This window comes from Billgrantia pellis, assembly GCF_008297955.1.
In the GTDB taxonomy this organism is placed as follows: Bacteria; Pseudomonadota; Gammaproteobacteria; order Pseudomonadales; family Halomonadaceae; genus Halomonas; species Halomonas pellis.
Genome location: NZ_VTPY01000003.1, coordinates 891,106 through 901,646, shown reverse-complemented (window position 1 = coordinate 901,646; position 10,541 = coordinate 891,106). Strand labels below are relative to the sequence as shown.

At 62.6% G+C, this 10,541-nt stretch carries 9 protein-coding genes, 4 tRNA genes and 1 rRNA gene; all 14 read left to right on the top strand.

Annotated elements, in window-relative coordinates:
- The first annotated feature begins 11 nt into the window (after nucleotides 1–11).
- Nucleotides 12–127, top strand: a 5S ribosomal RNA gene (gene rrf / locus F0A17_RS10145).
- A gap of 206 nt (nucleotides 128–333) precedes the next feature.
- The gene (locus F0A17_RS10140) at nucleotides 334–1,317 is read left to right on the top strand and encodes a biotin--[acetyl-CoA-carboxylase] ligase (protein WP_149328180.1); all 984 of its coding nucleotides are present in this window, start codon (nucleotides 334–336) and stop codon (nucleotides 1,315–1,317) included.
- Nucleotides 1,314–2,153, top strand: a complete 840-nt coding sequence (locus tag F0A17_RS10135; RefSeq protein ID WP_149328179.1) for a type III pantothenate kinase — start codon at nucleotides 1,314–1,316, stop codon at nucleotides 2,151–2,153. Before F0A17_RS10140 ends, F0A17_RS10135 begins: the two co-directional genes overlap by 4 nt.
- A gap of 116 nt (nucleotides 2,154–2,269) precedes the next feature.
- Nucleotides 2,270–2,353, top strand: a tRNA-Tyr gene (locus F0A17_RS10130).
- 48 nt (nucleotides 2,354–2,401) lie between these two features.
- Nucleotides 2,402–2,475 (top strand) — tRNA-Gly (locus tag F0A17_RS10125).
- A 23-nt stretch (nucleotides 2,476–2,498) separates the two neighbouring features.
- Nucleotides 2,499–2,573: transfer RNA gene (locus F0A17_RS10120), tRNA-Thr, on the top strand.
- A gap of 145 nt (nucleotides 2,574–2,718) precedes the next feature.
- Nucleotides 2,719–2,794, top strand: a tRNA-Trp gene (locus F0A17_RS10115).
- Between the two features lie 67 nt (nucleotides 2,795–2,861).
- The gene (gene secE, locus F0A17_RS10110) at nucleotides 2,862–3,230 is read left to right on the top strand and encodes a preprotein translocase subunit SecE (RefSeq protein ID WP_149328178.1); all 369 of its coding nucleotides are present in this window, start codon (nucleotides 2,862–2,864) and stop codon (nucleotides 3,228–3,230) included.
- 8 nt (nucleotides 3,231–3,238) lie between these two features.
- Nucleotides 3,239–3,772, top strand: a complete 534-nt coding sequence (gene nusG, locus F0A17_RS10105) for a transcription termination/antitermination protein NusG (RefSeq protein ID WP_149328177.1) — start codon at nucleotides 3,239–3,241, stop codon at nucleotides 3,770–3,772.
- Nucleotides 3,773–3,863: 91 nt separating this feature from the next.
- Entirely contained in the window at nucleotides 3,864–4,295 is a 432-nt protein-coding gene (gene rplK, locus F0A17_RS10100) for a 50S ribosomal protein L11 (RefSeq protein WP_071943762.1), read from the top strand.
- 2 nt (nucleotides 4,296–4,297) lie between these two features.
- Nucleotides 4,298–4,990, top strand: a complete 693-nt coding sequence (rplA, locus tag F0A17_RS10095) for a 50S ribosomal protein L1 (RefSeq protein WP_149328176.1) — start codon at nucleotides 4,298–4,300, stop codon at nucleotides 4,988–4,990.
- Nucleotides 4,991–5,258: 268 nt separating this feature from the next.
- Nucleotides 5,259–5,762: a 50S ribosomal protein L10 gene (gene rplJ / locus F0A17_RS10090; RefSeq protein WP_149328175.1), complete on the top strand. Its 504-nt coding sequence runs from the start codon at nucleotides 5,259–5,261 to the stop codon at nucleotides 5,760–5,762.
- 90 nt (nucleotides 5,763–5,852) lie between these two features.
- Entirely contained in the window at nucleotides 5,853–6,227 is a 375-nt protein-coding gene (gene rplL, locus F0A17_RS10085) for a 50S ribosomal protein L7/L12 (RefSeq protein WP_111413331.1), read from the top strand.
- A gap of 233 nt (nucleotides 6,228–6,460) precedes the next feature.
- The gene (rpoB, locus tag F0A17_RS10080) at nucleotides 6,461–10,540 is read left to right on the top strand and encodes a DNA-directed RNA polymerase subunit beta (RefSeq protein WP_149328174.1); all 4,080 of its coding nucleotides are present in this window, start codon (nucleotides 6,461–6,463) and stop codon (nucleotides 10,538–10,540) included.
- Nucleotide 10,541 lies beyond the last annotated feature (1 nt).

Sequence of the window (10,541 nt, the reverse complement as noted above, 5' to 3'; positions counted from 1 at the left end):
AACCGTTTACGCCTGACGACCATAGCGAGTGGGAACCACCTGACCCCATGCCGAACTCAGCAGTGAAACCGCTCAGCGCCGATGGTAGTGTGGGGCTTCCCCATGCGAGAGTAGGTCATCGTCAGGCATCTCTTCAGAAACCCAGCTTCGAGAGAGGCTGGGTTTCGTCGTTTGGGGGCCTCCCACGTAGCGTAGCGGAGCGCCGCCCGGAGCGTCAGGCATCTCTTCAGAAACCCCGGCCAATTGGTCGGGGTTTCTTTTTCCGATCAGTGCGTTTCCGGCGGCTGCGCTGTTCCGCTAGAATGGGCCTTTTCCCGGTTGGGGCACTAGGGCATGACCATCGGCGATCTGATCCGGCTCCTGGGGGATGGGAAGTTCCACTCGGGTGAGCAATTGGGGGAGCGGCTGGGCGTCTCCCGCACCGCAGTCTGGAAACAGCTGAAGAAACTCGAGGCAATGGACATTCCGCTGGAAGCGGTCAAGGGGCAGGGCTATCGCTTGTCAGCCCCGCTGCAGCTGCTTGATGGCAGTGCCATCGTGGCAGGGCTGTCGCGACGTGGGAGGCTGCATGTCGCCCGCCTGTTCGTCGAGGAGACGCTGCCCTCGAGCAACGCATTCATCCGTCAGCGCTTCGAGCAGGGGGCGGGCCATGGTGAGGTCTGTCTGGTCGAGCAGCAGAGTGCGGGGAAAGGCCGTCGCGGGCGTGTCTGGTCGACTCCCTGGGGACGGGCGCTCATGCTCTCGGTGGGCTGGCGTTTCGAGACCGGCGTAACGGCTCTGGAAGGGCTGAGTCTGGCCATCGGCGTGGCGCTGGCCAGAGTGCTGGAACAGCATGGCGTCAGGCCCAGGCTCAAATGGCCCAATGATGTCCTGCTGGAGGATGATGAAGGTCGGTTGGGCAAGCTGGCAGGTATCTTGGTCGAGATCAGCGGTGACACCGCCGGGCCCTGCGAAGTCGTAGTGGGCATGGGAATCAACTTTGACTTGCCCCAGGCCTTCCGTGCACGGATCGAACAGCGTGTCGCGGCAGTGCACGACCAAGCGCCGCAGCTGTCACGCAATCGGCTGGCAGCAGAGTTGCTGGACGAGCTGATGCCGTTGCTTGCCGGCTACGAGACGCTGGGCTTTGCCGCCTGGCAGGAGGAATGGAACGCTCGGCATGCATTTGCCGAGTGCGACGTCGAGGTGCATCGGGGGGCGGAGCGGCTCACTGCGGTAGCGGAATCGGTGGACGAGGCGGGCAACCTGTGGATCCGGCATGGCGAAAGGCGTGAGCGTCTGGGAGGGGGGGAAATCAGCGTGCGTGGGCGCTCATGATCCTGGATCTTGACATTGGCAATACGCTCTCCAAGTGGCGCCTGAAGGATGCCGACAGCAGCGAGATTCGTTCGCGTGGCGCCGTGTGGACCCGTGAGGAATGGAGGCCGGGCTCGGACATTCCCGATCTCGATGTGGTCGAGGCGGTGAGGATCTCCAGTGTCGCCAGGCAAGCCGTGCTCGAGCAGACCGTGGCGTTGTTGCAGAGCCGCGTCAGCCATGTCCATGTGGCGCGCTCGGTGTCGGAAGCGTTGGGGGTTGTCAACGGGTATGAGGAGCCGCATCGCTTGGGAGTGGATCGCTGGTTGGGAGTGCTGGCCGGCTATCAGTTGGCTGGAGGATGCTGCGCGGTGGATTGTGGCAGCGCCATCACGATCGATTTCGTACTGCCGGGGGGGAGGCATCTAGGCGGCTACATTATTCCCGGTCTGAGATTGATGAAGGAGAGCCTCAAGCTGGGCACGCGCAATGTAGCGATCGATCCTGACAGCGAGGCGGAAGAGCTGCTGCTTCCGGGCAAGCGCACCGTCGAGGCGGTCAATCATGGGATCTACCTGGCTGCCGTCAGTGCGGTGAACCGCATCTATGCCGAGGTTTGCGATCGTGAAGGGATCGCTCTGCCGATGTTGCTGACCGGCGGCGATGCTCGCGTCGTGGCACGCGGTGTTCAATCCCCCCACGCCGTCTGGCCTGACATGGTGTACGGCGGCCTGGAAGCCTGCTTTCCACTTACCGCTGCCGAGCGCGCCGGGCGCATGTCGGGGGCGCCCCGAGTTCCGCAACCGGCCGGCCTCGAAAAAATCAGGGCCGGACTTGCATTCTCAATGCTGCTTTGACACAATGCAGCGCGTTCCGAGGCCGCAGGCTCGCCCGAGGGGGTGAGTGTCGAGCAAGTCGCTGATAAGTAAGCGCTTGACAGGGGTTCGGTAGGCGGTAGAATAGTCCGCCATCTGGAGGGGTTCCCGAGTGGCCAAAGGGAGCAGACTGTAAATCTGCCGCGAAAGCTTCGAAGGTTCGAATCCTTCCCCCTCCACCAGATGAGCCGATCAAGATCGATGAGGTCTGGATTGGGAAGAGTGGGTAGGCGGGCATAGTTTAATGGTAGAACCTCAGCCTTCCAAGCTGATGATGCGGGTTCGATTCCCGCTGCCCGCTCCAGGCATTGCGATGCCAGAGGTTGCGCTCATGTAGCTCAGGGGTAGAGCACACCCTTGGTAAGGGTGAGGTCGACGGTTCAAATCCGTCCATGAGCTCCAAATAGCGAAAGGCGGGCCGAGGCTCGCCTTTTTCTTTTCCGGACGTGTCGACGTGCCGGAAGGGGTTGCCAGCTTGCGAGACCTTCGCTATCATGGCGCCCGCTGTTGTGCATGCCATCTGCAAAGGATGGTGCATATCAGATACAGGCCAGTAGCTCAATTGGCAGAGCAGCGGTCTCCAAAACCGCAGGTTGGGGGTTCGATTCCCTCCTGGCCTGCCAGCTTTCCCCAGGCTGGCATCCTTCTTTACGAACACTCGATTGCCGCACCCTGAGGAGTCTCGTTTGCATGAAACATAACGCCGAGGTGCAGGAGTCGCGCCACGACGGGCTCAAGTGGGCGGTTGTCGTCACGTTGCTGGTTCTGGCGGTGGTGGGTAACGCCTATTTCGCCGACCAGGCAATCCTTTATCGTGTGCTTGGCGTTGTCGTGCTGTGCGCGGCAGCCGCGGCGATCGCGCTGATGACCGCCAAGGGGCGAGAGTTGGCCGAGCTTGCCAGGAACGCCAAGAAAGAAATTCAGCGCGTGGTATGGCCGACCCGACCCGAAACCGTGCAGACGACCGCCATCGTGCTCGTTGCCGTGCTGATCGTCGGGCTGATGCTGTGGCTGATCGACACCCTACTTGGCTGGGCGATGTCCGGCGTCATCGGTTAGGAGTTCTCATGTCCAAGCGTTGGTACGTCGTACACGCCTACTCCGGCTTCGAAAAGCATGTCATGCGCTCTCTCAAGGAGCGGGTGAAGATGTACGGCATGGAGGATCGCTTCGGCGAAATCCTGGTGCCGACCGAAGAGGTCGTCGAAGTGCGTGACGGCAAGCGCCGCAAAAGCGAGCGCAAGTTCTATCCCGGCTACGTGCTGGTCGAGATGGAGATGGAGGACGCGACCTGGCACCTGGTCAACGAGACGCCGCGGGTCATGGGTTTCATTGGCGGTACCAAGGAGAAGCCTGCCCCCATTACCCAAAAGGAGGCGGATGCCATCCTGCGTCGGGTGAAGGACGGTAGCGACAAGCCCCGGCCCAAGACGATGTTCGAGCCGGGCCAGTCCGTGCGCGTCGTCGACGGCCCTTTTGCCGACTTCAATGGCGTGGTGGAAGAGGTCAACTACGACAAGAGTCGCCTGCAGGTCAGCGTACTGATCTTCGGCAGGGCGACGCCGGTCGAGCTGGAATTCTCTCAGGTCGAGAAAGAGTGACGTTTCTCGATCGATGATTTGCTGTGCGGTCACTTCGGTGGCCGTTTAACCCGGGGAGCCGCAAGGCGCTATTACCCAACTGGAGTGCATCATGGCCAAGAAAGTACAGGCTTACATCAAGCTGCAGGTTGCAGCCGGTAAGGCCAATCCGAGTCCCCCCGTGGGCCCCGCGCTGGGTCAGCACGGCGTGAACATCATGGAGTTCTGCAAGGCGTTCAACGCTGCGACCCAGGACATTGAGCCGGGTCTGCCGACGCCGGTGGTTATCACCGTATACTCCGACCGCAGCTTCACCTTCATCACCAAGACCCCGCCCGCGGCCGTCCTGCTGAAGAAGGCCGCTGGCATCAAGTCCGGCTCTGGCGAGCCGAACAAGAAGAAGGTCGGTACCGTGACCCGCGAGCAGCTCGAGGAAATCGCCAAGACCAAGGAGCCGGACCTGACGGCTGCCGACCTCGATGCCGCGGTGCGTACCATTGCCGGTAGTGCCCGTAGCATGGGCCTCAACGTGGAGGGTCTGTGATCATGGCCAAGCTTTCCAAGCGCGCTCAGATGATTCGCGAGAAAGTCGACCCGACCAAGGCGTACTCGCTGGAAGAGGCCGTGGCCCTGCTCGCCGAGCTGTCCACCGTCAAGTTCAAGGAGTCGTTGGACGTCGCCATTAACCTGGGCGTCGATCCGCGTAAATCCGACCAAGTGGTGCGTGGTGCGACCGTCATGCCCAACGGTACCGGCAAGGACGTGCGCGTCGCCGTGTTCACCCAGGGCGCCAATGCCGATGCCGCCAAGGAAGCCGGTGCCGATATCGTCGGCATGGACGACCTGGCCGAGCAGGTCAAGAAGGGCCAGCTCGACTTCGACGTGGTCATCGCCTCGCCGGACGCCATGCGCGTTGTCGGTCAGTTGGGTCAGATCCTCGGTCCGCGCGGCCTGATGCCGAACCCCAAGGTCGGCACCGTGACGCCCGACGTGGCGACAGCGGTCAAGAACGCCAAGGCGGGTCAGGTGCGTTTCCGTACCGACAAGAACGGCATCATCCATACCACCCTGGGCAAGGTCGATTTCGATGCCGACGCCATCCGGGGCAACCTGGAAGCGCTGGTTTCCGACCTCAAGCGTCTCAAGCCGAGCACGTCCAAAGGCATTTATTTCAAGAAGGTCACCCTGTCCACTACCATGGGACCGGGTCTGACCATCGACCACTCTGCCCTGGCTTAAGGGCAGGTGAAAGACGAGTAGCAAGAACTTTGCGGTCCCCGAGCCTTCTGCTTGCCAGGTGGCGAGGGGCGCCGTCAAAGACCGCAGGCGCCACTCCCCTGGCGGGGGTGGCTTAATCTCCCCAAGTGGGTGCCTGCGCAGATGGTGTGGCCGCCAGAACGCTGGTGAGCACCATCACCCAGGACTTCCAGCCGCTGCTTGCGGCGCTGGAAGAGATGGTAACCCCGGAGCCCGCTCTGCGAGGTTCCGGCACGAAGGAGTGATCACTGTGCCACTAGCACTCGAAGGCAAGAAGGCGATCGTTGCCGAGGTCAGTGAAGCGGCCAAGGGCGCTCTCTCCGTCGTAGTTGCCGATTCTCGTGGCGTCACGGTCGAGAAAATGACCGGTCTGCGCAAGCAGGCACGCGAGAATGGCGTCCAGCTGCGTGTTGTTCGCAACACCCTGGCACGCCGCGCCCTCTCCGGCACTCAGTGGGAGTGCCTGAACGAGAGCTTCGTTGGTCCGACTCTGCTGGCGTTTTCCACCGAGCATCCGGGCGCTGCCGCCCGCCTGTTCAAGGAGTTCGCCAAGGACGAGAAGAACTTCGAAGTCAAGGCGCTGGCCTACGAAGGCGAGCTGATCCCGGCAAGCGACATCGACCGTCTGGCGACCCTGCCGACCTATGACGAGGCCATCGCTCAGCTGATGTCCGTCATGAAGGAGGCATCCGCCGGTAAGCTGGTTCGTACGCTGGCCGCGCTGCGCGACCAGAAGCAGGAGCAGGCCGCCTGATCGGCGAACTGATTTCTGCTGCCTGAATCGAACACTGAACAGACGAGTACTCGGTGCGCCGAGGCTCCCGCAAAGTTAGGAATTATCGAAATGGCACTGACCAAAGAAGATATCATCAACGCCGTCGCCGACATGTCCGTCATGGAAGTCGTCGAACTGATCGAGGCGATGGAAGAGAAGTTCGGCGTTTCCGCCGCTGCTGCCGTCGTGGCCGGCCCGGCTGCGGGCGGTGACGCTGGCGCCGCCGAAGAGCAAACCGAGTTCGACCTGGTGCTGACCAGCGCGGGCGACAAGAAGGTCAACGTGATCAAGGCCGTTCGCGAGATCACTGGCCTGGGCCTGAAGGAAGCCAAGGGTGCCGTCGACGGCGCTCCGGCAACCATCAAGGAAGCCATGTCCAAGGACGAGGCCGAAGAGGCCAAGAAGAAGCTGGAAGAAGCCGGCGCCACCGTGGAACTCAAGTAACCCTTTGGTTTCCATGGCTTCACGCGCTGCGTAAGCTTCCATGGCTGGTGGCGGGCCTTCCCGCTGCCGGCCTTTTTCTGTTGCACTAGCGCCTTGCTGACGCAGCGTCGCTAGAAGAATCCCGACGGCGAGCTACCCCTGTGGAGCTTGCCGTCAGCGCCTGACGGGGGCGTCTCGTCGGGCGGCGCCGACCACGCATCGGTCACCCATGGTGAACAAGCTGGGGAATACAGATGGCTTACTCATACACTGAGAAAAAACGCATCCGCAAGGATTTCGGCAAACTGCCCCAAGTGATGGATGTGCCCTACCTGCTGGCGATCCAGCTTGATTCCTACTACGACTTCCTCCAGCAGGACCGCTCGGCCGATGAGCGTCTCGAGGTGGGGTTGCATGCGGCCTTCAAGTCCGTGTTCCCGATCGAGAGCTTCTCCGGTAATGCCGCGCTCGAGTACGTCAGCTATCGCTTCGGTACCCCGGCGTTCGACGTCAAGGAGTGCCAGCTGCGTGGTGTCACCTACTCCGCACCCTTGCGGGTCAAGGTTCGCTTGATCATCTATGATCGCGACTCTTCGAACAAGGCCATCAAGGACATCAAGGAGCAGGAAGTCTACATGGGGGAAATCCCCCTGATGACCGAGAACGGTACCTTCGTGGTCAACGGCACCGAGCGGGTCATCGTCTCCCAGCTTCACCGCTCGCCGGGTGTGTTCTTCGATCACGACAAGGGCAAGAGCCACTCGTCCGGCAAGCTGCTCTATTCCGCTCGGGTGATTCCCTACCGTGGCTCCTGGCTCGACTTTGAGTTCGATCCCAAGGACAACGTCTTCGTGCGTATCGACCGCCGCCGCAAACTGCCGGCCACGGTGCTGCTGCGCGCGCTGGGCATGAGTGCCGAGGAGATTCTCGACGAGTTCTTCGATACCAGCACTTTCCACATCGAGAAGTCCGGCTTCTCCGTGGAGCTGGTGCCGTCGCGTCTGCGCGGCGAGACCGCCACCTTCGATATCAAGGATGCCGATGGCAACCTGATCGTCGAGGAAGGTCGCCGCATCACTCAGAAGCATATTCGGCAGCTGGAGAAAGCCGGCCTCGAGCGTCTCGAGGTGCCGATGGATTACCTGTTCGGCAAGACCCTGGCCAAGGATCAAGTCGACCCGAACACGGGCGAACTGATCTGCCCGTGCAATAGCGTGATCACGCCCGAGCTGCTGGAGAAGCTGGGCCAGGCGGGTATCACCTCGCTCGAGACCCTTTACACCAACGACCTCGATTGTGGTCCGTTCATCTCCGAGACCCTGCGTCTGGATACCACCGGCTCTCAGCTCGAGGCACTGGTGGAGATCTACCGCATGATGCGTCCCGGCGAGCCGCCCACCAAGGAAGCGGCCGAGACGCTGTTCCATAACCTGTTCTTCACCGAAGACCGCTACGACCTTTCCGGCGTCGGTCGCATGAAGTTCAACCGCCGGCTGCGTCGCGAAGCCGACACCGGTTCCGGCGTGCTCGACAACCGCGACATTCTCGACGTGCTCAAGGAGTTGATCTATATCCGCAACGGCTTCGGCGAAGTCGACGATATCGATCACCTGGGCAACCGCCGCATCCGCTGCGTGGGCGAGATGGCCGAAAACCAGTTCCGCGTGGGTCTGGTGCGCGTCGAGCGCGCGGTGAAGGAGCGCCTCTCCATGGCCGAGAGCGAAGGCCTGATGCCGCAGGACCTGATCAACGCCAAGCCGGTGGCGGCGGCGGTCAAGGAGTTCTTCGGCTCCAGCCAGCTCTCGCAGTTCATGGACCAGAACAATCCGCTCTCCGAGGTCACCCACAAGCGACGCGTCTCCGCGCTCGGCCCGGGCGGCCTGACCCGCGAGCGGGCCGGCTTCGAGGTGCGCGACGTTCACGCCACGCACTACGGCCGCCTATGTCCGATCGAAACGCCGGAAGGGCCCAACATCGGTCTGATCAACTCGCTGGCCACCTACAGCCACACCAACAGCTACGGCTTCCTCGAAACGCCGTACCGCAAGGTGGTGGATCGTCAGGTCACCGACGAGGTGGTGCACCTCTCGGCGATCGAGGAGGGCGACTTCGTCATCGCCCAGGCCTCGGCCACCGTGGATGAATCGAACAAGCTGGTCGACGATCTCGTGCAGGTGCGCCACAAGGGCGAAACCACCTTCATGCGACCCGAGCAGGTCACCCTGATGGACGTCTCGCCGCGCCAAGTGGTTTCCGTGGCCGCGGCGCTGATCCCGTTCCTCGAGCATGACGACGCCAACCGCGCTCTGATGGGCTCGAACATGCAGCGCCAGGCGGTGCCCACGCTGCGCGCCGAGAAGCCGCTGGTCGGCACCGGCATGGAGCGTTTCGTTGCGCGCGACTCCGGCGTGTGTGCCGTGGCGCGTCGTGGCGGCGTGATCGACTCCGTCGACGCCAAGCGTATCGTGGTGCGGGTCAACGAGGACGAGATCATCGGCGGCGAAGCCGGCGTCGATATCTACAACCTGACCAAGTACGTGCGCTCCAACCAGAATACCTGCATGAACCAACGCCCGATCGTGCGCCCGGGCGACGCAGTGGCACGTGGCGACATTCTCGCCGACGGCCCGTCCGTCGACATGGGCGATCTGGCCCTGGGCCAGAACATGCGCATCGCCTTCATGCCCTGGAACGGCTACAACTTCGAGGACTCGATTCTGCTCTCGGAGCGCGTGGTGCAGGAGGATCGCTTCACCACCATTCACATCCAGGAGCTGACCTGCGTTTCGCGCGACACCAAGCTGGGCCCGGAGGAGATCACCTCCGATATCCCCAACGTCGGCGAATCGGCGCTCTCCAAGCTGGACGAAGCCGGTGTGGTCTACATCGGCGCCGAAGTGGGGCCGGGCGACATCCTGGTGGGTAAGGTCACGCCCAAGGGCGAGACCCAGCTGACGCCGGAAGAGAAGCTGTTGCGGGCGATCTTCGGCGAGAAGGCCTCCGACGTGAAGGATACCTCGCTGCGGGCGCCCACCGGCATGAAGGGGACGGTCATCGACGTTCAGGTCTTCACCCGCGACGGCGTGGAGAAGGACTCCCGCGCGCTTGCCATCGAGCAGATGCAGCTCGACGAAGTGCGCAAGGACCTCCAGGAGACCTACCGCATCGCCGAGGACGCCACCTTCGAGCGCCTCAAGCGTACGCTTTCCGGCCAGGCGGTCAACGGCGGTCCCAAGCTGAAGAAGGGCGACGTGCTCTCCGACAGCTATCTTGAGGAGTTGCCGCGCCAGCAGTGGTTCAAGCTGCGCCTGCAGGACGAGTCGCTCAACGAGCTCCTGGCTCAGGCCGACGAGCAGCTCGAGGGGCGTCGCAAGGAGATGGAAGAACGCTTCGAGGACAAGAAGCGCAAGCTGACCCAGGGCGACGACCTGGCGCCGGGCGTGCTCAAGATCGTCAAGGTCTACCTGGCGGTCAAGCGTCGTATCCAGCCGGGCGACAAGATGGCCGGCCGTCACGGTAACAAGGGCGTCATCTCGGCGATCATGCCGGTGGAGGACATGCCCTTCGACGACAACGGGGAGCCGGTGGACATCGTGCTCAACCCGTTGGGCGTGCCGTCGCGGATGAACGTGGGGCAGATCCTCGAGACCCACCTGGGCCTGGCGGCCTGGGGGCTGGGACAGAAGATCGAGGCCATGCTGCGCGACGCTCGCGATCAGCAGGTCGCCGAGATCCGCAAGTTCTTGGGCGAGGTCTACAACGCCACCGAGGGAACCCGGGTCGAGGATCTCGATTCGCTGACCGACGACGAGGTGATCGCGCTGGCGAAGAACCTGCGCGGTGGCGTGCCGATGGCCTCGCCAGTGTTCGACGGTGCCCAAGAGGGCGAGATCAAGCAGCTGCTGCGCCTGGCCGACCTGCCGGACTCCGGCCAGATGACCCTGTACGACGGGCGTACCGGCGACGCCTTCGACCGCCCGGTCACGGTGGGCTACATGTACATGCTGAAGCTCAACCACCTGGTGGACGACAAGATGCACGCCCGTTCCACTGGCTCCTACTCGCTCGTCACCCAGCAACCGCTGGGCGGCAAGGCGCAGTTCGGCGGTCAGCGTTTCGGTGAGATGGAGGTGTGGGCCCTGGAAGCCTACGGTGCCGCCTATACCCTCCAGGAGATGCTCACGGTGAAGTCCGACGACGTGGAAGGTCGCACCAAGATGTACAAGAGCATTGTCGACGGCGACCACACCATGCATGCCGGCATGCCGGAATCCTTCAACGTGTTGGTGAAGGAGATCCGTTCGCTGGGCATCGATATCGAGTTAGAGAGCTAGG

What these genes read in the sequence shown, in the direction of transcription:
- F0A17_RS10140 (WP_149328180.1), top strand. Translation starts at nt 334, where the DNA reads ATGACCATCGGCGATCTGATCCGGCTCCTGGGGGATGGGAAGTTCCAC.
- rplA (WP_149328176.1), top strand. Translation starts at nt 4,298, where the DNA reads ATGGCCAAGCTTTCCAAGCGCGCTCAGATGATTCGCGAGAAAGTCGAC.
- nusG (WP_149328177.1), top strand. Translation starts at nt 3,239, where the DNA reads ATGTCCAAGCGTTGGTACGTCGTACACGCCTACTCCGGCTTCGAAAAG.
- rplL (WP_111413331.1), top strand. Translation starts at nt 5,853, where the DNA reads ATGGCACTGACCAAAGAAGATATCATCAACGCCGTCGCCGACATGTCC.
- rplK (WP_071943762.1), top strand. Translation starts at nt 3,864, where the DNA reads ATGGCCAAGAAAGTACAGGCTTACATCAAGCTGCAGGTTGCAGCCGGT.
- secE (WP_149328178.1), top strand. Translation starts at nt 2,862, where the DNA reads ATGAAACATAACGCCGAGGTGCAGGAGTCGCGCCACGACGGGCTCAAG.
- F0A17_RS10135 (WP_149328179.1), top strand. Translation starts at nt 1,314, where the DNA reads ATGATCCTGGATCTTGACATTGGCAATACGCTCTCCAAGTGGCGCCTG.
- rpoB (WP_149328174.1), top strand. Translation starts at nt 6,461, where the DNA reads ATGGCTTACTCATACACTGAGAAAAAACGCATCCGCAAGGATTTCGGC.